At 73.7% G+C, this 20,870-nt stretch carries 16 protein-coding genes; 12 read left to right on the plus strand and 4 right to left on the minus strand.

Going from position 1 to position 20,870, the window contains the following annotated elements; translation table 11 throughout:
• Nucleotides 1-4 precede the first annotated feature (4 nt).
• From ACFYXV_RS16665 to ACFYXV_RS16680, 4 genes are all read right to left on the minus strand, one after another.
• The gene (locus ACFYXV_RS16665; protein ID WP_383337214.1) at nt 5-607 is read right to left on the minus strand and encodes a hypothetical protein; all 603 of its coding nucleotides are present in this window, start codon (nt 605-607) and stop codon (nt 5-7) included.
• 90 nt (nt 608-697) lie between these two features.
• Complete coding sequence (locus ACFYXV_RS16670; protein ID WP_389383222.1) at nt 698-2,263, minus strand: AMP-binding protein; 1,566 nt, start codon at nt 2,261-2,263, stop codon at nt 698-700.
• A complete protein-coding gene (hemA, locus tag ACFYXV_RS16675) occupies nt 2,260-3,468 on the minus strand; it encodes a 5-aminolevulinate synthase (protein ID WP_389383323.1) in 1,209 nt (402 codons plus the stop codon). Before hemA ends, ACFYXV_RS16670 begins: the two co-directional genes overlap by 4 nt.
• Nucleotides 3,469-3,497: 29 nt before the next feature.
• Nucleotides 3,498-5,081, minus strand: coding sequence for an AMP-binding protein (locus ACFYXV_RS16680; protein WP_389383224.1), 1,584 nt, complete (start codon nt 5,079-5,081; stop codon nt 3,498-3,500).
• A gap of 506 nt (nt 5,082-5,587) precedes the next feature.
• Here ACFYXV_RS16680 and ACFYXV_RS16685 point away from each other — a divergent pair.
• From ACFYXV_RS16685 to ACFYXV_RS16740, 12 genes are all read left to right on the plus strand, one after another.
• Complete coding sequence (locus tag ACFYXV_RS16685) at nt 5,588-5,743, plus strand: thiazolylpeptide-type bacteriocin (protein WP_266575931.1); 156 nt, start codon at nt 5,588-5,590, stop codon at nt 5,741-5,743.
• Between the two features lie 117 nt (nt 5,744-5,860).
• A complete protein-coding gene (locus tag ACFYXV_RS16690; protein ID WP_383337220.1) occupies nt 5,861-6,016 on the plus strand; it encodes a thiazolylpeptide-type bacteriocin in 156 nt (51 codons plus the stop codon).
• 157 nt (nt 6,017-6,173) lie between these two features.
• On the plus strand, nt 6,174-7,178 hold the full coding sequence (locus ACFYXV_RS16695) for a hypothetical protein (RefSeq protein WP_383337222.1): 1,005 nt from the start codon (nt 6,174-6,176) through the stop codon (nt 7,176-7,178).
• On the plus strand, nt 7,175-8,113 hold the full coding sequence (locus tag ACFYXV_RS16700) for an ABC transporter ATP-binding protein (RefSeq protein ID WP_389383225.1): 939 nt from the start codon (nt 7,175-7,177) through the stop codon (nt 8,111-8,113). Before ACFYXV_RS16695 ends, ACFYXV_RS16700 begins: the two co-directional genes overlap by 4 nt.
• On the plus strand, nt 8,110-9,012 hold the full coding sequence (locus ACFYXV_RS16705; RefSeq protein WP_389383226.1) for an ABC transporter permease: 903 nt from the start codon (nt 8,110-8,112) through the stop codon (nt 9,010-9,012). Before ACFYXV_RS16700 ends, ACFYXV_RS16705 begins: the two co-directional genes overlap by 4 nt.
• The gene (locus tag ACFYXV_RS16710) at nt 9,009-11,627 is read left to right on the plus strand and encodes a hypothetical protein (RefSeq protein WP_389383227.1); all 2,619 of its coding nucleotides are present in this window, start codon (nt 9,009-9,011) and stop codon (nt 11,625-11,627) included. The genes ACFYXV_RS16705 and ACFYXV_RS16710 overlap by 4 nt, the downstream gene beginning before the upstream one ends.
• Nucleotides 11,618-13,369 carry a hypothetical protein gene (locus ACFYXV_RS16715; protein ID WP_389383228.1) on the plus strand — a complete coding sequence of 584 codons (1,752 nt, stop codon included), beginning with the start codon at nt 11,618-11,620 and terminating at the stop codon, nt 13,367-13,369. Before ACFYXV_RS16710 ends, ACFYXV_RS16715 begins: the two co-directional genes overlap by 10 nt.
• Complete coding sequence (locus tag ACFYXV_RS16720) at nt 13,366-15,285, plus strand: TOMM precursor leader peptide-binding protein (protein ID WP_389383229.1); 1,920 nt, start codon at nt 13,366-13,368, stop codon at nt 15,283-15,285. Before ACFYXV_RS16715 ends, ACFYXV_RS16720 begins: the two co-directional genes overlap by 4 nt.
• A 17-nt stretch (nt 15,286-15,302) precedes the next feature.
• Nucleotides 15,303-16,778 (plus strand): hypothetical protein, encoded by a 1,476-nt coding sequence (locus ACFYXV_RS16725; RefSeq protein ID WP_389383230.1) that lies wholly within the window; start codon nt 15,303-15,305, stop codon nt 16,776-16,778.
• 1 nt (nt 16,779) lies between these two features.
• A complete protein-coding gene (locus tag ACFYXV_RS16730) occupies nt 16,780-17,703 on the plus strand; it encodes a thiopeptide-type bacteriocin biosynthesis protein (RefSeq protein ID WP_385466657.1) in 924 nt (307 codons plus the stop codon).
• Entirely contained in the window at nt 17,700-18,905 is a 1,206-nt protein-coding gene (locus tag ACFYXV_RS16735) for a JmjC domain-containing protein (RefSeq protein WP_389383231.1), read from the plus strand. The genes ACFYXV_RS16730 and ACFYXV_RS16735 overlap by 4 nt, the downstream gene beginning before the upstream one ends.
• Nucleotides 18,906-19,004: 99 nt before the next feature.
• On the plus strand, nt 19,005-19,181 hold the full coding sequence (locus ACFYXV_RS16740; RefSeq protein ID WP_383499309.1) for a hypothetical protein: 177 nt from the start codon (nt 19,005-19,007) through the stop codon (nt 19,179-19,181).
• Nucleotides 19,182-20,870 lie beyond the last annotated feature (1,689 nt).

The raw sequence follows: 20,870 nt of genomic DNA on the forward strand, positions 1-20,870 counted from the left end.
GGTGCTACGCCTTCCGGCCCGCCCGCAGACCGGTGTACGCCGCCCCCGCCCACAGCACGGCCGCGCAGCCGAGGCCCGGCACGGCCCGCCAGACGTTCTCGGTCGCACCCGGTACCAGCGTGGCCAGCGCCGCGAGGCCGACGGTGGCCAGCATCGCCGCGCCGACCCACCGCAGCATCGGGGCGCGCAGGCTCCGGGCCATCGGGAAGAAGTGCGCGCCGACCACCAGGGCCGACCAGGTCAGCATCAGCTCGGGACGGTGCAAGCCGGTGCGTATGTAGTTGTTGCCCGCCCCGAGGACGGCGACCTCGATCAGCAGGACCGTGAGGAACTTCGGACCGCCACCGCCCGGGGCCGGGGGCGCGCCCTTCACCGTGGCGGGGGTGCGCCGGGCCAGGAGGAACAGGCGGACCACCGCCGCCGCGCTCGCGGCGAACAGGAGCAGGCCGCCCGCGAGTACGGCCGGGCGGGCGGCCCCGTGGACGCCGGCCTGACCGAGCGCGAACCACATCGAGCCGAAGCCCGTCCCGATCAGTGTCGCCCGGCCACCATTGCGCAGTTGGTCCCGTCGGGTCGTGAAGACGGGACGGGCGGCGGTCTTTTCCACGGGTGTTGCCTCCTGGTGTGCGTGGGTCGTACATCTTCTCGCAGCCGGCGCGGGGATCCTGCCACACGGCCGGACGGCCCGCCTGGCGATCTACCGGAAGAGCCCGGCCAGTTCGCCCTTGAGTACCTTCCCCGTGGGGCCCACGGGAAAGGCCGCGGTGAACGCGACCTTGCGCGGGCACTTGTACCGCGCCAGCCGCTCCCCGCTCCAGGCGGTGATCTCCTCGGCCAGCCGCGGATCCGGCCGCACCCCCGGAACGGTCCGCAGCACCGCGCAGACCTCCTCGCCGAGCCGCTCGTGGGGGACGCCGACCACCGCGGCCTGGGCCACCGCCGGGTGGCCGAGCAGTACTTCCTCCACCTCGCGCGGGTAGACGTTGTAGCCGCCGCGGATGACCACGTCCTTCTTGCGGTCCAGGACGCTCAGGTAGCCGTCCTCGTCCCGCACCCCGATGTCCCCGGTGCGCAGCCAGCCGTCGACCAGTACCTCGGCGGTGGCCTCCGGGCGGTTCAGGTAGCCGGCCATGAGTCCGTGGCCCCGTACGACGATCTCCCCGCGCTCGCCCGCCGGCAGCAGCCGGATCCGCTCCGCCGCGTCCGCCGGAGCGATTCCGACCTCGACGCCGGGGATCGGCAGGCCGACCGTCCCGGGCCTGCGTTCCGTTCCCGGCTGGTTGTAACTCACGCTGGGAGAGGTCTCCGTGAGCCCGTAGCCCTCGTAGACCGGGGCGCCCAGCAGCTCCTCGACGCGCCGGAGCACCGCCGGGGGCAGCGAGGAGCCGCCGGAGTAGGCGCGCTTCAGCGGAGGCCGGCGCGGATCACGCACGGCCGCTTCGAGCAGGGCCAGGTACATGGTGGGCACGCCCATGACGACCGTGCACCCGTGGGAGGCCATGAGGTCCAGCGCGCGCGTCCCGCAGAAGCGGGACATCAGCACCAGGGTGGCGCCGGCGTGGAAGCACACGCCCATCCCGCAGATCTGGCCGAATGTGTGGGACAGCGGCAGCGTGCCGAGGAGCACGTCCTCCCCGTCGAAGGCGAAGGGGGTGCGTGCGGTGGTCGTGATGTTCATGAGCACACTGCGGTGCGTGAGCGTCACGCCCTTGGGTGCGCCGGTCGTACCGGAGGTGTAAAGGACCACCGCGATGTCCTCGGGGGCGCGCGGGACGAGCCCGGCGAGGGGCGGTACGCGCTCCGCCTCCCGATCGAGCCAGGGGAGTTCCTCCGTGCTGTCGCCCTCGTCGCCCTCGTCGCCCTCGTCGCGCACGCCGAGCAACAGGGTTCCCGCCGACCGGGCGGCGGCGGCCGCCTCGGGCAGCAGGGACCCCGCGCAGATCAGCGCTCCGGCGCCCGAGTCCCGCAGTACGTGCCCGATTTCGGGCGCCCGGGAGTGCTCGTGGACCGGTACGGCGGTGCAGCCGAGGGCGAGGATCCCGTAGTAGGCCATGGGGAAGGCGGGGGTGTTGGGCAGCAGCAGCGCCACCTTGTCCCCGGGCCCCAGACCCCGGGCGCGCAGTGCCGCCGCGTACCGCAGGGCGCCGTCCCAGAGTTGTGCGTAGGAGTACGAACGGTCCTCGAAGACCAGCGCGGGGTGCGCGGGCCGCCGGGCCGCCGACTCGGCCAGGACGGACGCCAACGACGAGGACGAGGGGTTCATTCGCCGGTCCGCGACAGGCCGAGTTCGAGCCAGACCGTGTCGAGCGCCTCGACGAACTTCTCCACGTCCTCCGGCTCGGGCACCGCCCCCGGCGCGATGCGCAGGATCTCCTCGCCGGTCCGCACGCTCGGCGCGTTGATGGCCTGTACGTAGATCCCGTACCGCTCCAGCAGCAGCGCCGAGGCCTTCTTGCACGCCGCGTCCTCGCCGATCAGCACCGACACGATGTGCGACTCGTCCGACAGGAACGGGATCCGCCGGTCCTTCAGCAGCCCGTGCAGCAGCCGCGCGTTGCGGTGCAGCGCGGCTCGCTCGGCGTCCGAGCCGACGAGGTGGCGTACGGCGGCCAGCGCGCCCGCCGCGACCGCGGGCGGCAGCGATGTCGTGAACACGAACGGCCGCGACAGGGTCCGTACGGCGTCGATGAGCGCGGCCGGGCCCGCGATGTAGCCGCCGGCGGTGCCGAAGCCCTTGCCCAGCGTGCCCATGACCACGTCGATCTCGTCGGCCAGCCCCTCGCGGGCTGCTATGCCCGCGCCGTGCGGCCCGTACATACCCACCGCGTGGACCTCGTCGAGGAAGATCGTCGCGCCGTACTTCCGGGCGATCTCGGTGACCTCGCGGATCGGTGCCACGTCACCCGACATCGAGTACACCGACTCCAGCACGATCAGCTTGGGCCGCTCCGGCGCCTCGGCCGCGATCAGCTCCTCAAGGTGGGCGTGGTCGTTGTGGCGGAAGATGCGCTTCGCGGCGCCGCTGTGCCGCAGGCCGTCGATGATCGAGGCGTGGTTCAGCGCGTCCGAGAAGACCACGCAGTCCGGGACCGCCCCGGCCAGTACGGTCAGGGCACCGTCGTTCGCGGTGTAGCCCGAGGTGAACAGCAGCGCCGCCTCCTTGCCGTGCAGGGCGGCGAGCTCCGCCTCCAGCTCGACGTGGACGTGGTTGGTGCCGCCGATGTTGCGGGAGCCGCCGGAGCCGGCTCCGAAGCGCGCCACGGCCTCCCGCATCGCCGCCATGACCTGCGGCTGCTGGCCCATCCCGAGGTAGTCGTTGCTGCACCAGACGCTGATCTCGGCCGCGGTGTCCGCCGGGTCGGCGGAGGTGGAGGCGCTGGGGAAGCGCCCGGCCCGGCGGCCGAGCTCCAGGAACTCCCGCTTGCCGTCCGCGATCGCGGCGGCGGCGCGGTCCGTGAAGAACGCCAGATGGGCCTGGGCGGACGTGAAGGTGGTCGTCACGATGACAGCTCGCTTTCTTCGAGGGTCGAGGCCGTGCCGGCGACCGCCGCGCCGCGCAGGCGTTCGAGGTCGGGTTTTCCGGATGCGGTCAGGGGGAGTTCGGGCCACAGCACGATCCGGGCGGGTGCGTGGGCGGCGGAGAGGGTTTCGGTGACGTGCCGGCGCAGGGCGTCCGGTTCATGGGGGCCGCGGAGCACCACGGCGGCGTGCACCGCCTCGCCGGTGTCGGGGTCCGGCATCCCGAAGACGGCGCAGTCGGCGACGGCGGGGTGGGTGAGCAGCGCGCGTTCCACCTCGGCGGGACGGACCTTGACCCCGGCGGCCTTGACGACCCGCCCGATGCGGTCGACCAGGTGCAGGTAGCCGTAAGCGTCCCAGTGCCCGAGGTCGCCGGTGCGCAGCCAGCCCTCGGGCAGCAGCGCGGCGGCGCTCTCGGCGGGAAGGCCCTGGTAGCCGCTCATCGCGTACGGGGAGCGCACCTGGACCTCGCCGGTGGCCCCCGACGGGACCGCGAGGCCGGTACCGGGGTCGCAGACGCGGACCTCGACCCCGGGGAAGGGCCGCCCCACACTGGGCAGCAGTTCCTCCTCGAAGTGGTCGAGCTGGTCCAGCAGGGTGATCCGGCCCGCCTCGGTGGAGCCGTAGCACTGCACGAGGCGGGGGCCGAAGACCCGTACGGCGGAGGCAAGTCGGGCAGGTGAGGCCAGGCAGCCGCTGTAGATCAGCTGGCGCAGCGCGGACAGGTCGGTGCCGGCCGCGTCCGGGTGGTCCAGCAGCCGGTACAGCTGCGGCACGGTCAGGTAGACGCGGGTGATCCGTTCGGCGGCGAGGGCTGCGAGCACCTCGGCGGCGTCGAAGCGCTCGTGGACGACGAGGGACCCGCCGGAGGTGAGCACCACGTCGGCCATGACGGCGACGGTGTGGCTCGTCGGGGTGACGATCAGCATCCGCTCCGGGGGCCGCCCCGCGAACGAGGCGGCGTCGAGGAGCACGAGCCGGTTCCAGGCGGCGAAGGACTGGCGCACGCCCTTGGGGCGGCCACTGCTCCCGCTCGTGTACGTGATCACCGCGCAGTCGGGGGTCCGGGGCGTCAGCGCCGCCGGAGCACCGTCCGAGCCGGCCTCGGCTTCGGTCCCGGTTTCGGTGCCGAGCACCGCGACGGCCGACAACCGGGGCACCCTGCGGGCCAGTTCGGCGCCGCGCTCGGCGTGGGCCGGGTCCACCGCGAGGACGGTGACCTCGCATTCCGCGAGGAGCGCGGCCTGTTCGTCCGCAGGGAGCGGCAGGTCCGAGCCGGGGTTCGCCGATCGGACGTACGTCACGCCGGCGCCCAGGAGATGGGCCGCGTGCCGTGCGGTGAAGGTCAGCGGGTGGTTGGGCCCGGTGAGGATCCCGACCATGGTGCCCGGTCCGGCGCCCGCCGCGCGGAGCGCTTCGTGGGCCCGGTGCACGGAGCGGACGAGCGCGGCCCCGTCGAGGGAGCCGGCCCGGCCCTGGATGCGGGCCTGCCGCGGAGCCCGGGCGAGTACGTCGAGCATGCGGGTGACGTAGTGCCCCTGCGTAATGGATCGTCCGGTCACGCCATTCTCGTTCCCTGCGAAGACGGGTCCCTCGCATGCTCGGCCGGAAGCGCGGGTCCGGACAAGGTTTTCCGAAGAGGCGCTGACACGCATCACGTGAGGTCGTGACAAGTGTCATTGCGGCGGCTGTTCCGGGGCTGCCGGGGCCCGGGAAGCCGTCCGGGAAAAACGTCCGGGAAAGGATCCCGGGGAACCGCTCGGGGACGGGCCGGGGAGCCGTCCGGGGACGGGCCGGGGTGCTGTCCGGGGACGGGCCGGGGTGCCGTCCGGAGACGGGCCGGGGTGCCGTCCGGGGGCGGGCCGGGGTGCCGTCCGGAGAACCGCCGGGAATCACACGCCCCTTCTCGCGCGCGTACGCGTACAGGGCCTCATGACGAATGTCACGGGGCCCCGTTACCTGTGTCAGGGGATGCCCTCGAACTCTTCCGGAAGCCGATTCGAAACGGCCATGATTCTTCTTGTCCGGCCGACCGGTCGGAAAGCAGAAAACCTGAAAGGGAATTCACATGGACAAGAACCTGGGCACCGAGGACTTCGCTTCCTTCGAGCTGGAGGAGATCGAGGTCCTGGACGTCGCCGACGGTGTCGCCCTCCCCGAGGTCGGTGCCTCCAGCGGTGACTGGCTGTGCTGCTCCTCGTCGTCCTCCTCGTCCTGCTGCTGAGCTGACGACGGCAGTACGCCTCAGGCACGTCTGAGCAAGGCGCCCCGCCCTCCGTCGAAAGACGGCGGGCGGGCGCCTGCCCCGCATCATCCGTGAACGCAGTGAAAGGGAATTCGCATGGACCAGCTGACCGCCGAGGACTTCGCTTCCTTCGAGCTGGAGGACCTCGAAGTACTCGACGTCGTCGATGGTGTCGCCCTCCCCGAAATGGGCGCCTCCAATCTGGGTAGCTGGCTGTGCTGCTCGTCGTCGTCCGCCTCGTCCTGCTGCTGACGGCTGATTCAGGATTCAGGCGCACCCGAACAAGGCGCTCCGCGAACGAGAGGTGAGACCCATGCAAGGCGCCCCGAACGAGCGCACGATCGGCATGCGCTTTCATGCGCAATCACCGATCGGACCCGGATGGCTTTCGCAGGTGATGGTGCCTGTGGTGCGGTCCCTGCGCATCGAGCACAACGCCACCGTGGCCTATCTGGCCCGCGGCTGGAAGCACGGCCCCCACGTCGAACTCATAGCCCACGGCCCGGACGGAATTCCGTGGCAGGAAATAGCCGGCTCCATCGACTGGCGGGCGGACGAACTCCCCGAGCTGATGACCGGCGAGCAGTACCTCGCCCAGGCCCGTGAACTGGGCCGGCTGGAGCGCGTGGAGCCCCCCTATCTCCCGCTCCACCCCCGCGGCACCGTCGAGTTCTTCGACCGGTACCCGGGCATGACCTGGCCCGCCGCCCTGGAATCCCCCCGCGACCTGGCCCTGACCCGCATGTTCACCCCCCTGGCACGGCTGCTGGACCTCGCAGCCGACCGGGACGCAGGCGTTCCCGTGACGGCCCTCGCCGAGGCCTTCACCGCCCTGTGCACGGCCCACCCCGGCGGCCCCGCCTACGGGGTGTTCTCGCTGCGCTCGCACGCCGAGGCCTTCCTTCACTGGGCGAGCTCCGTCAAGGACCCGCGCCCCTCCTTCGCCCGCAGGCTGGAGGCCGACGCGCCCGCGCTGCGCGCGGTCGTCGAGCGGGCCCGGGACGGCGCGGAGAGCGCCGAAGCCGCCGAATTCCGGGCGGCGTTCGCGTACGGCATGGGGGTCTTCGACACCGCGGCGGCCCGCGGCGACCTCAGTGCCGGCCTGCTCGACGGGCTGGCGCCCGCCATGGACCGCGAGACCACGGCCCCGCCCGGACAGCGCGGACCCGTCGGCGAGGGCCGCAGCGACTTCCACGCGACCGTCGCCGAGAGCCGGGTCGCGGACCGGACCCCGTCCTGGTTCGCCTCGTACCGGCTCCTGATCAACCTGTTCTACAGCCGGCTCCCCCTGCTCGGCGTGACACCCATCCAGCGCTACTACCTGTGCTTCGCCATCGCCGAGACCGTCGACGAGGTGTACGGGGAGAGCTGGCGCGAGCGGCTGCGGCGTGCAGCGGAGAGGAAGGCGGCGTGAGTCCGCTCAGCTGGCCCGGAGCCGAAGCGGTGACGGGGACCGCGGACGCCGCGGACCTCGCCGTCCGGACCACCGGCCTGCACAAGGCGTACGGCGCCCACGTCGCCGTCGAGTCCGTGGACCTGGAGGTGCGCCGCGGCGAGGTGTTCGGAGTGCTCGGCCCCAACGGCGCCGGCAAGACGACCACCATCGAGATCCTGGAGGGCTTCCGGCACCGCTCCGGGGGCTCGGCCACCGTCCTCGGCGAGGATCCCGGCCAGGCCGGACGCGCGTGGCGCAACCGCATCGGCATCGTCCAGCAGAGCGGCACCGACCACGAGGGCTGGCGGGTCGGTGAACTCGTCGAGCAGATCGGTCTGTGCTATTCCGACCCGCTTCCCGTCAGGGAAGCGCTGGAACTGGTGGACCTCGCCGACCGCCCCCGGGCCGTCCTGGGCTCCCTCTCCGGCGGACAGCGCCGGCGCCTGGATCTGGCCCTCGCGGTCGTGGGCCGGCCCGAGCTGCTGTTCCTCGACGAGCCGACCACCGGCCTGGACCCGCAGGCCCGCCGCGATTGCTGGGCCATGATCGAGCGGCTCCGCGACGAGGGCACCACCGTCCTGCTCACCACCCACTACCTCGACGAGGCCGAACGGCTCGCGGACCGCGTGGCGGTCCTCGCCGGCGGCCGCGTGCGCGAGGTCGCGCCGCCCGCCGAACTGGGCGGCGGCGACGCCGGGACCGAGGTGTCCTGGCGCGAGGACGGACGCACCCGCACCGTCACCACCGCCGAGGTCGGACCCGTCCTGGAGGAACTGCGCACCCGGCTCGGCACGGACGTGCCCGGACTGGAGATCCGCCGCCCCTCCCTGGAGAGCCGCTACCTGCGGCTGATCGAGGACGCCGGCCGCCAACGCGGCGGCGACGACACGGACGAAAGGAGCAGGACCCGATGACGCCCACCCCGACCCTCCGGGAACCGGCCACCACCCCGGCCCCGGCCCCGGCGCAGGCCCCCCCGGCGCCGATCGGCACCGTGACCGCCCGCGGCCCGCTGCCGGGCGTCCTGCGCACCGGCGTCCTGCGGGCCCGCGCCGAACTGCGGGTCTTCTTCCGCAACCGCACCGCGGTGGCCATGAACATGGCCCTGCCCGTGGTCCTGATGCTGCTCTTCGGCTCGATCTTCACGATGAAGGCGGGCGACCACACCGTCTCCATGCACGACGTGGTCGTGGCCGGCGTCCTCGCGTCGGGCGTCATGTCCGCCGCGTTCGGCGTCCTCGCCACCGGCATCGCCCTGGAGAGCGGCGACGGCTCGCTGAAGCGGCTGCGCGGCACCCCGTTCGCGACGGGCGGCTACTTCCTCGCCAAGACCGTACTGGTCCTCGTGCTGGCCCTGCTCCAGTCCGTCGCCGTCCTGGGCCTGGCCGTGGCCGTGTTCGGCTTCCAGCTGCCCACCACCCCCGGCCGCTGGGCCACCCTGGCCTGGGTGTTCCTCCTCGGCTCCGCGGCCACCGCCCTGCTGGGCATCGCCGTCGGCTCCCTGATCACCGACCGGCGGACCATCACCGCCGCCGTCCAGTTCCCGTTCGTGCTCCTCCAGTTCGTCTCCGGGGTCTACTACTCCTTCTCCGGCCTGCCCGACACGGTGCAGCGCATCGGCGCCCTCTTCCCGCTGAAGTGGATGGCCCAGGGCATGCGGGCGGCTCTGCTGCCCGACGACATGGCCGCGCTGGAGCCCGCGCACAGCTGGGAACTCGGCCGGGTCGCCCTGGTGCTGGGTGCCTGGATCATCGGCGGACTGCTGCTGTGCGTCGCCGCGCGCACGCACCGGATCCGGAAGGACTTCCGGTGACCGTCACAGAAGAACGCCCGGCGATCGCCCCGCCGGACACCGCCGCCGGCCCGGAAACGGTCACGGCGACGGCCACGGGCACGGTCCCCGCGAACACCCCGGGGCGCCCCCCGGCGGAGCGGACCGAGCCCGTATGGATGCTGCGCCTCAACCCGCTGCGGCGCACCCGGCTCGCCGACCCGGCCCTCGCCGGCGTCCTCGACGAACTGGCCCGGGTGGAGGCCGAACTGGCCGTACGGGCCACCGCCTGCACCGACGCCCTGTACGAGCGGATCGGCGCGGCCCCCGCCGACGAGCGGGCCGCACTGGTCGCCGTACGCCGGGCCGTGCACAACGACCGGGTCCCGGCCACGCTGCCGGCCCCGGCCCCGGCCGAGTTCCTCGCCTGGCTGGAGCTGCGCGTCCTGCGCGACGGGCTCCTCGCCGAGGCCGCCGAGGAACACCCCCGGGCGCTGGCCCGCGAGCGCGGCACCCTCTGCGGCCTCCTGGGGGACGAGGACCTGCTGCGCTCGCTGGCGCTGCTGGCCCCCGAGGTCCACCGGGCGGCCGTCCGCTACCGCGAGGGCACCCTGTCCCGGGCCGCCAAGTCCGAGCGCGGACTGCTCCAGTACGTGACCCGGGCCATGATGCGCACCAGCCCGCTCGCCCGCTTCACGGCGGTCGGCCTGGCCGTCCCCTCACCCGGCGGCACCCGCCCCGACGAGGTCGCCTTCACCGGGGCCCGGTCCTTCCCGCACCTCGACCAGGCGCTGCTCGGCTACGTCGCCGCGGCCGGCCGGGGGACCCCGCCGGACCCCGGCACCTGGGTCCGGCAGGCGCCCAGCCTCTCCCCGGGCCCCGGCCCGGACCGGATCTCCTTCGTGAAGATCGGAGACGACACCAGCAAGCTGCTGTCGACCTCCCTCACCGAACCCCTGCGCCGGCTCCTCAACGCCACGGACATGGGCCCCCGTACCGTCGGCGCGATCGCCGGCGATGTCGCCCGTACCCTCGGCACCACCCCCGAGCAGGCCACCGGCATCGTCCTGGGCTCCCTGGAGGCCGGGCTCCTGTGCACGACGGACGGACCGGAGGACTGTGCGGACGACCCGCTGGCCGCCGCTCCCCACGCCGCACTGCGGGCCGCCGTGGCCGCTTTCGCCGACGCCGGGCACGCCGAGCGCGCCGACGCCCTGCGCGGCATCGGCTCCCTCACCTCGGCGCTGAGCGAGAAGGCCCGCCGCCCGGCCGTGCTCACCGTCTCCGAGAACTACCTGCTGGCACCGGCCCAGGTCGACACCAGCGGCCACGACCGGCAGCTGAACGACCTCGCCCACGCGATGGAGTTCCTGTCCGCCTTCGACCGGCTCCACGACATCCGCGCCGTGCTCACCGACGTGTTCGTGGAGCGCTACGGCCGCGGCGGCTCCGTACTCCTCACCGACCATGCCCGCCATCTGGTGCGCACGGTCAACGCGCGGGTGGTCGCCGGCTGCGACAGCCTCACCCCGCTGCGCCTGCTGCGCACCCGTCTCCTCGGCGAACTCCGTGCCGACCTCGCGGGCCGCCAGGGCGACACCGAAGTGGTCTGGCCCGCCCGGTGGCTGGCGGATCTGGCCGCGCCGCTGCCCGACCGGTTCCGCCAGGACGCGTTCGCCTACAGCGTCCTGGTCCAGCCGGCCGGCGAACGGCTGGTCCTCAACGACTCCTACCCCGGCCACGGCATGCTCTACGGCCGCTTCGTCGGCCACGACGCCGAACTCGGCGGCCACGCCCTGCCCCGGCTGCGCCGCCGCCTCCTCGAACGGCACGGAGCCGACGGCACCTTCGTCGTCGAGGACCGGGGCCTGCACGGGGTCAGCGTCAACGCCCATGCACCCGTCCTCGACCGGCAGCTGCACGCCGAGGACTGGTACGGACTGCGGCTCGTCCACGACCCGGACCTCGACCGGCTGCACGTCGCCGACGCCGACGGCCGCCGCCTGCACGTCCTCACCCTCGGCACCGGCCACCCCGAAATCCTTCCGCCCCCGCTGCGCCTGGCCAACTGGCTGGTCATGGGCGGCCGGCTGCTGCCCGACCTGGGCATGCCCGGCGGCCTCGGCGGACCCGGCCCCGGCGGCGAGCCCACCGCGCCGGCCACGCCGCGGCTGTGCGCAGGCTCCGTCGTCCTCCAGCGCCGCCGCTGGTACCCGGGCGAGGAGTTCGAGCAGGCCGTCCGGCAGGGGCCCGGCGAGGCCGACCGGATGCTGGCGCTCACCCGCTGGCGCGCCCGCCACGGGGTGCCGGCCGAGGTCATGCTGAAGCCCGCGTCCGTCCCGGGCAACGGCGCCGGCGCGGAGTCCGGCTCCGGCCGCTCCACCGCCAAGCAGCGCAAACCGCAGTACGTCGACCTCACCAGTGCGCTGCTCACCAGGGCCCTGCCGCGGTTCCTCGAACGTGACGGCAGCGGCTTCGTGGAAGAGGCACTGCCCGCCGCGGGCGCGTCACCGCACGCCTACGAGTGGGCGGTCGAGATCAGCAGACCGTCCGGTGGACGGTTCACCTACGCACGGCCCGGCAGCGGGCCCACCGACGACCGGGAACCCGAACGGCACCGGCACTACAAGGACCAGGGAGAGCAACGATGCGGATGAGGCTGCGCCCGGCCCTGCACTACGCACCCGTGCGGGACGGCGTCTACTTCGGAGCCGAGGGCACGTCGTTCGTCCTGCGCGGGCCGGCGGCACTGTTCAAGGTGACCGACGTGTGCGTCCCGCTGCTCGAGGACGGCGCGAGCGAGGACTCCCTCGTCGCGGCGCTCGGCGGCGAGGCCGCCCGTCCCGTCGTGGCCAAGCTGCTGGAGGCCTGGCGGCGGGCCGGCCTGCTCCTCGACCTGGACGCCCTCAGCGTCCCGGAACCGGACGCCGGCACCCGCGAGCGCCACCGCGACGTGCTCGCCGATCTGGAGATGCTGCACGACGACCCGTACGCGGCGTTCGAGCGGCTGCGCGCGGCCACCGTGCTCGTCTCCGGTCCCGCCGCGTCCGTCCTGCCCGCCGCCCGCGGGCTCGCGCGGACCGGAGTGGGCCGACTCGTGCTCGCCGTATCCGACGCGGACGCGGACGCGGACGCCGTCGCCGACACCGCCGACCGGCTGGGCGCCCGGCGCCTGCCGCTCACGGCCGCGGGCGTCGAGGTGGAGGCGGATGCCGCGATCGTCTTCGCCCCGGGCGAGCTGCTCAACGGGGTGGTGGCCCGGCAGGCCGCGCTGCTGCCGCCCGGCTGCGCGATCGTCCCCGTACGGGAGGACGGGCGCTTCCACCTGGTCGGCCCGCAGACGACCGGCGCCGCAGGGCGCCCGGAGGCGGTCGCCGCCCGGGTCGCCGGCTGGGTGAAGACCCCGGACGCGGCCGGAGCCCCGCTGGGCGCGGCGGCCGGCGCACTGGCCGGTGCGCTCGCCGGACAGCTGGCCTACCGGGTGCTGACCGGCACCGCGGGAGCCCCGGGAGAGACGGCGTACGTGGTCCACGGCGCCGAACTGAACGCCACCCGCGTCGATTTGGCGCCCGCCGGCCCGGCCGGCCTCGCCCACGCCCCCGCCGCCGACCTCGACGAGGCCGTGGCCCACGTCCAGGCCGTCGGCGCGAAGTGGACCGGCCCCTTCGAGTTGGTCACCCCCGAGAACCTGCCGCAGCTGCCCCTGGGCATCGCCGAGGCGGAGCACCGGGACGGCCGCCGAGGCTCCGTCGCGGCCTGGGGCGGCAATCAGCGCTCCTCGTCGGTGTCCGTGGCCCTCGCCGCGCTGCGCGCCCAGGTGGCCACCGCCGACGGCACCGTCGCCTCCGCCGGCACCACCGAGGAGCGCTGGCTGCTCGACGGCACGCTGCGGCTGCTCGCCGCGCAGGCCGAACCCGCCGGGGACGCCCCCGCCTTCGAGGATCTCGACAAGGCCGCGCAGGTGCTCTGGCGCACCCTGGAGGACCACGAGTTCCTTGAGGTCGAGCTCCGCCTGTCCCGGGTGCCGGGCGTGGACTGGCCGCTGGCCCTGGTCCGCGACCGAGCCACCGGCCAGGACGTCGCCTCCGCCTGGGGACCCGGCCCGGCCCGCGCGGCCGTCGCCGCCCTCAGCACGGCGCTGGCCCGCGTCCAGACCCGCCGGGTGCGGGGGCGCGAGCTCGTCGCCGCCGGATCCGACACCACCGCGCTGCTGCACGCCACCGATGCCGAGGCGGCCGTACTGGCCGCGCAGACCCGGCTGCGGCTCGTCCCGCACGGCGAGCGCGCCACCGACCCGGTCCTGGGCCGGATCCCGCTGTGGTACGGCGCGGTGACGGGCCTTCCGGCCGCCGACGCCCCCGCCGACATCGATGCTCTTCCGAAGGAGGCCGTGGCATGATCACCGCCCCGGACGTTCCGCACGTCCCGGATCTCCTCGGGCTGCCGGACCTCCCCGGGCTCCTGGACCGCTGCGCCAGGGCCGTCGGCCTCCCCGCCGGCTCCGTCGCCGTCCACCCCGAGTGGGATCTGGGCCGCGAACGCGCCGCCCACGAGCGGGCCCGCGACGCACAGGTGCCCCACCTGTCCGTCCGGCTCGGCGGCAACGAGGTCTTCGTCGGCCCGCTCTGGGCGCCCGACACCGACTCCGGCTGCCCCGGATGCGCCGAGACCCGGTCCCGCATCGCCGTCGACCACCCCCTGACGGACCGCCTCGAAGAGCCCTGCCGTGCGGCGCGAGCGCCGTCACCCTTCCTCGCCGAAGCCGTCGACGCCGCCCTGAACTCCCTCACCGACACTCCGCTCACCCCCGGCGAGCTCCTCGTGGTGAGCGCCGACGGGCTCTCGCGCCACCGCGTCCCGCGCACCTTCGACTGCCCCGTCTGCGCGGAGCCCACCACCGCCCCCGACCCGGCCGCCCGGCCGCCCCGGCTGCTCCTCGACGACCCCGCGGCCTCGCCCGACGACCCGGTGCGCGGCACCGGCGGCGCCGGGCTGCTCGCCCCGGGCGCGCTGCGCCGGCGCCTGGTCGACCCGCGCTACGGGCCGGTCCTCCAGATCATGCGCGACATCGACGCCCCGTACGCGATGAGCAACGCGGTGCTGCCCGAATCGCCCGCGCACGGCTACGGCCGGGCCCTGACCTTCGACCGCGCCGAGTCGGTCGCGGTCCTGGAGGCGTACGAGCGCATGGGCAGCTTCCCGCACCACGGGCAGGTCCTCACCGGCCTCGCCTACCGGGACATCGCCGACCGTGCACTCGACCCGGCCTCGCTGGGCACCTACACGGACGAACAGCTCGCCCAACCCCTGTCGCGGGTCATCCCGAGCACGGCCGACACCCCCATGGACTGGGTGTGGGGCCACGACCTCGCCACGGGCGAACCGGTCCTCGTCCCCGCCGAAATCGGCTTCTACCGCTACGAGTACCTGCACCGCCACGACCGCCACGGCGCCCGCCGCGACCAGCACGCCGACCGCCGCCGCAGCCACTTCCCGGACTCCTCCAGCGGCTGCGCCCTCGGCTCGGGGCTCGCCGAGGCAGCCTTGCACTCCCTCCTCGAACTGGCCGAGCGGGACGCGTTCCTGATGGCCTGGCACCGGGCCGAGCCGCTCCCGGCCATCGATCCGGCGAGCCTGCGCGACACGGTCTCGCACCGGCTCCTCGACACCATCGACATCCACGGCTACGACGCCCACCTCCTGGTGGCCACCCAGGACATCGACATCCCCCTGGTGTGGGCACTGGCCGTCAACCGGACCGGCGGCCACCCCGCCAGCTGGTCCGCCGCCGGTTCGGGCGCCGACCCGGAGTCCGCCGTGCGCGCCGCGCTGTGGGAGCTCACCCAGATGGTCACCCGGCCTCCGGGCGATCCCGAGGCGGGCGCGCGGATGGTCGCCGACCCCTGGCAGGTCGACCTGCTGGACGACCACGTCGACCTGTACAACCGCCCCGAGACCCTGCCCCGGGTCACGGCCGTCCTCGGCGGCCCCCGGGTCGCCGTGCACGAGGCCTTCCCGGACTGGCCGGACCGCCTGGTGCGGGCCGCCGGCGGCACCGTACGGGGCGCCCTGGACTTCGTACGGGCGCGGTTCGCCGACGCGGGCCTGGACCGGATCCTCCTCGTCGACCAGTCCACCCGCGACCACACCGACCTGGGCGTGGCCGTGGCCAAGGCGGTCGTGCCCGGGATCCTCCCGATGTGCTTCGGCCACAGCCAGCAGCGCCTGGCCGGCCTGCCCCGGCTCACCGCCGCGCTGCGCGGCACCGCGCAGGAACACCGGCAGGCGCCCTACGACCCCCACCCCTTCCCATGAGAGGAGGCAGGCACCCGATGACGACGGACACCCTGTCCCGCCGCGTGCTGCGCTATGCCCACGCTCAGGGCACCGGCCGTTCCCAGTTCCCCACCCCTGCCCAGGTCGCCGAGGCCTCCGGCCCGCTCCCCGACGGGGCGGACCGGGCGTCGGCGACCCGCACCCCGCTGCCGTACGGCACGACCGAGCTGCTGGAGCGCGCCGCGTTCCCGGCGGGCCGGGTGCCGGGGGCGGCGGACCGGGTGGAGCGGGCGCTGATCACCGCGTTCGGGCTCCAGCGGGGCGAGCTGACCAACCCGTACTTCGAGCACCGCTCGCTGCCCTCCGTACGCAGCCTCTTCCCGGTGCACGCCTTCGTCACCGGCACGGGCCGCCCCCAGGTGCTCGACGTACACCGGCACGCGCTGGCGGAGCTGCCCGGTACGGCCTCTTGTGGTACCGGCGGCGCCCCGCGGATCCTGCTGGCCGGCCGGTACACCCGGCTGCCGGCCTTCTACGGTCCGCTCCGCGGCACCCTGACCGAGCTGGAGCTGGGCATCTCGCTGCGCTCGCTGGCCGTGGCGCTGGAGCTGTTCGGCCTGGAGGGGCGGCTCACGCTGCCCGCCTCGGGTGACCTCCTCGCCGAACTCGGTCTCGCGGACCGGGAGTGGAGCTGGCCCCTCGCCGTGGACCTGGCGGACTTCGCAGCTCGGGCGGGCGTCCCCGTCCCGTCGGAGCCGCTCGCCCCGGCCGCGGGGCCGGTCGCCCCGGCCGCGGGGCCGGTCCACCCCGACCCGTCCCTGGAGGAGCTGCTGGCCGTCAACCGGGCCCAGGCCGCCGCGGGCGACACGGGCCCCGTCCCGCTGGGTCCCGCCATCGCCGGCGGTGCGGCCGCCCGGGACCTGTCCTGGGCGGAGGTGCTGTGGGAGCGCGGCTCCGGCCGGATGCCGCGCGGGCTCACCGGCATGGCGGGCCGGCTGCGCCGGGTCCCCGAGGGCTCCCTGACCGGAGCCGCCGCCTGGGCGGCGGTGGCGCCGCCCGGCGAACTGCTGCGCCGGGTGGCCGAGAAGGTGAACGTCACCGTCGCCGTCCAGGCCACGGACGGTTTCGAGGACGGCGTCCACCGGCTCACCGGAGACCGGCTGCTGCCGCACCGCCCCGGCCCCGGCGCCCTGGCCGCCCTGGAACGGGACTATGGCTACAAGCTGGCCCCCGGCAACGGCTGCGACGTCCGCCACGCCTCCGCCGTCTGGTTCTGCTCGGTGCGCCAGCACGAGCTGGTCGCCGAACTCGGGCCGGCCGCCTGGACCCTCGCCCAGTACGTGGCGGGCTGGATCACCCAGGGCCTGTGCCTGAACGCCGCCGCCCACGGGCTCTACGCCCGCCCGGCGCGCGCCTTCGACGGGCTCGCCGTCCAGCGGCCGCTGGGCCTGGCACCCGACGAGACCGTCCTGCTGTCCGTCATCAGCGGCACCCCCCGCTTCAACGGACTCCCCCTGGATCTGAGGTTGTGACATGACGACGTGGACCTCCTGGCACCTGCACCTCGCGTCCGCCGAGCGGCCGCTGGGCGACCGGGTCGTCACCGACGTGGTGGGCCCGGCCATGGCCGAAGTGCCGTCCGGCAGCTGGTTCTTCATGCGCTACTGGCAGGGCGGGCCGCACATCCGCCTGCGCGTGCGCGACCTGCCCGCGGGGGCCGCCGCCGCGCTGACCCGCACCCTCGAACAGCGGCTCGCCGCCGCGAACAGGCTCCTGCCCGGTGAGGAGCCCCTGGACCCCGCCCGCTTCACCGCGCAGTCCCGGCGGCTGGCCACGGCGGGGGAGGGCGGGGTTCCCGTGGAGGACCTGGACCTGCTGCCGCCGGGCGTGTACGAGAACCCGTACGTCCCCGAGTACGAGCGCTACGGCGGCGCCTCCCTCATCGCCGTCTCCGAAGCCCTCTTCGGCACCTCCAGCGAGCTGTGCCTGGCCTTCCTGCGCACCCGGCCCTCCGACAGGGCGCGTACGGCACTCGCCCTGCGGGCCACCGCCGTCGCGGCGTCCGTGCTCGACGCCCCCCGCTTCACCGCGTTCGGGGCCACCTCCTGGAACGACTGGGCGGGACGGGCCGGATATCCGGCGGCGGCGCTGAGCGCGCTGGAGGCGGAGTGCGTCCTCGCGGCCGACCGCCTCACCGCCGACGGCCACGACCTGCTCGCCCGGGCCGCCGCTCCGGGCCCCCTGCGCAGCTGGCACGCGGCCCTGTCCGAGGCGGTCCTGCACCAGCTCGGCCCGGAGCAGGTGTACACGGCCCGGATCCTCTTCTCCCACGTCCACATGCTCCACAACCGGCTCGGCCTGAGCACGCTCGACGAGCTGCGCAGCTACCTGCTGCTGGCCCGCCAGGCCGGCCCCGAACTCCCCACCCCCCTCCCGACCGCAGCGAGGACGGCATGACGACACGCGGCAACTCCCCCCTCTCCCACCCGGTCTTCGGCGCGCTCGGCAGGCTGACCGCCGACCCCGAGGCCTTCCGCGCCGGCCCCCCGGCCGAACCGGTGGTGTTCCGGGCCTCGGACCGGTTCGCGGACCTCTTCGGCTGGGAGGCCCTGGACGCCTCGCTGGCGGCGTCCGGCCGGCGGCTCCCCGACTTCCGGGTGATCCGCGACGGCGCCCAGATCGCCGACCAGCGCTACACCCGCGCCACCCTCATGTACGCGGACGCCCCCGACCTGCGCAAGACGAGCGGCGAACTCGCCGAAGGCGCCTCCCTGGTGATGCAGGGACTCCAGGAATACAGCGAGCCCATCGCCCGCTTCACCCGCGAGCTGGCCCACGACACCTCGCGCCCGGTGCACGTGAACGCGTACATCACCCCGCCCAAGTCCCAGGGCTTCGCCGCCCACTTCGACCCGCGCGACGCCTTCATCGTGCAGGTCGAGGGGACGAAGGTGTGGACCCTCCGGGAGCCGGTCCTGCCGTCCCCCCTCGCCCACGAGTCCTGGGACCGCCTGCGCGAGGGCGGTGAGTGGACCACCGAGCGGCTGGACGCCGTCGAGCCGTGGAAGGTGCTCACCCTGGAGCCCGGCGACGTGCTGTGGCTGCCGCGCGGCTGGGTCCACTCCGCACGCAGCGAGGGCGTCTCCTCCCTGCACCTCACCCTCAGCCTGACGGCGTGGACCGAGCACTGGGCGGTGGGCGAGCTGCTGTCCCGCGTCGTCCAGGTGCCCGGCCGTACGACGTTCCCCGCGGACTTCGTGCGCGATCCGGATACTGCCGTCGAGGCGGTGGCCGCCCTGCGCAGGGGACTGGCCGACTGGTTCGCGCAGTCCTCCGACGAGGAGCTCGCGGAGGTCCTGCGCAAGGCCGCGATCCGGCAGTTCCCGGCGCCGCTGCGCCAGGTCTCGGCGGTCCTGGCCGACGACCGCCTGACCCCGGACACCGCTTTCACGGTCCACCGCGAGAGCGTCCTCAGCGCCGTCGAGGACGGCAAGCACCTCCTCCTCCACCTGGCCGACCGGGTCCTGACCCTCCCCGCGGCCGCCGCTCCCGCCCTCGCACAGATCCTGCGCCGCAACCGGTTCACCCTTGCCGAGCTGCCCGTGGCCGAGGACGTCGTCCGCCTGCTGTGGCGCGAGGGCCTCCTCTCCCGCGCCTGACCGACCATCCCCCTCCGGCTCCGTGAGCCGTGCGCCCTCCCCCTTCCCCCCCCCGGGTGCACGGCTCACGGAGCGCCCCCCTCCTGAAGGAGCACCACAGTGAACCCCCGCGCCCTGATCACCGCAGCCCTGATCGTGGTCCTCACCCTGGCCGCCATCGTCGCCATCGGCGCTCTGCCGCACGACATGCAGCCGATGCCCCGCATCCTGGTCCTGGCCGCCGGTATCACCACGGTGATCCTGGCCCTGCGCAGGCCCCGCCGCACCGCCCCGTAGAACGCAGGGCCTCACCCGGAGCGACCACGATCGAGTCCCTGCTTGTCGAGGTGGTCCACGGCGTAGCGCAGGCCCCGGGCTCGTACCTGTTCCCAGCGGGCTTCCTCCTGTCGTCGTCGCCGTCGCCGTCGCCGTCGCCGTCGCCTCGCGGGCGGGCGCCGGGTCACCGACCGCTTCCCGGGCCGGAGAAGACGACGGGGCCTGGCCGGCCCCGGAACCCGCCCGCGCGGTGGTGCCGTACCGGTGTGCCGTCCGAGCGCACGCAGTCCTTGATCCAGGGCGCAGCTGCATGCCCCTCACCAGTCGCGTTACGCCTCCCTGCGCAGCCGACTCATGAAAGCACCCGCCACCGACAACAGGTCACCGGTCGGTCGCAATTCGTGACCGTCGGTCCAATCGCCGAGCCGTATCGTCCGGGTCGACCTCGGCCCGCTCGCACCCCGCATCGGGCGGCCCCCAGTCGACTCCGTCAACCGGCCTTTTGCGGATGGCGGTTCGTCGCCACCTTCACGAGTTGCGGCACGCGGAGGGCGCGGGGGCCCTGAGGGGTCTGGACAACGACGAAGGCCCAGGTCTGTGACCTGGGCCTTCGTATCTGAGCGGATGACGGTAATCGAACCCGCGCTATAAGCTTGGGAATCACCGATCTTCAACGCTCCAGACGCGCTGTGACCTGCGAAAACAGGCGGCGATCCGAGCCTTCCGGCCCGCCCCGTAGCCCGCCGTTGTCCATGGTTCCCCGTCCTACCTGGCACGGGTCTGGCACGCGATCAGCTTGCGCCCATGGGGTCAGTGGTACGTATGCATATTGCCTAGAAGGTGCCGTCATCGTCGAGTGAAATGCGCGCTTTCTCGATGAAGTCATCTAGCGCGTCGTCCAACCTCATGGAGCATTCGCGTCCCTTCTCGAATCTCACGGAGATTGAGTCTCCGCCGATAAGTCCGTGAGCGACAGTCATAGTTGATTCCATGACATCGTGAGAGCGATCGCAGACGGAAGTTGCTGCTCGGCTCATCGTGGCAGGCCCAGCCAGCTTCACTCGTGTTGAGAGCGTCAGCAGCTCGATCCAGTGTCGATGGGCCTCTTGCCAGAGCGCTTCCGTGTTGGCATTGCCAGAACCTCTAAGCGCGAGATTCAATCCCTCTGCATCTGTCGGGACGGGGGCGATGAAAAAGCGGCTAGCGTGAGTCTCCGCAGCCGATGCTGCGGCTATGAATTCTTCGTAGACCGCTTGTCGCGAGTCACGGCGTTGGCGCCGGTGTTCACCTCTCGCCGTAATCTTCGCTTGTTCCCGCGCAGACCACCCCGTAGCGAGTGCCGCCCCCGTGGTCGCCACTGCCCCTGCCAACGCTCCCAGTACTGCGGCCACCCCTGCGTCCATCCAATGCAGATTAGAGGCGAATCGCGACGCGCACCCTGACTACTGGCGTACCTGCTACTTCCCCCAACTTCCATCCCGTCTGCCGTCGGCCCACACACATGTGGAGCGGGCGCGGTGCCCGGTGCCGTGTCTGCTCGGCTTGTCCTGGGCCGATGGCAGACGGGATGGGAGTTCCCCGCCTCAGCCATCCACGGGCCGGCACCCGCGTACGGCGCCCCGTCCATCCCGGAGTCGGAGCGCCCCCGCCGGAGGCATGTCGGTGACAGATGGAACCGGTGGCCGTTGGGGGTTACCTCATGCCCTTGGG

Source organism: Streptomyces sp. NPDC002181 (assembly GCF_042890485.1).
Lineage (GTDB): Bacteria > Actinomycetota > Actinomycetes > Streptomycetales > Streptomycetaceae > Streptomyces.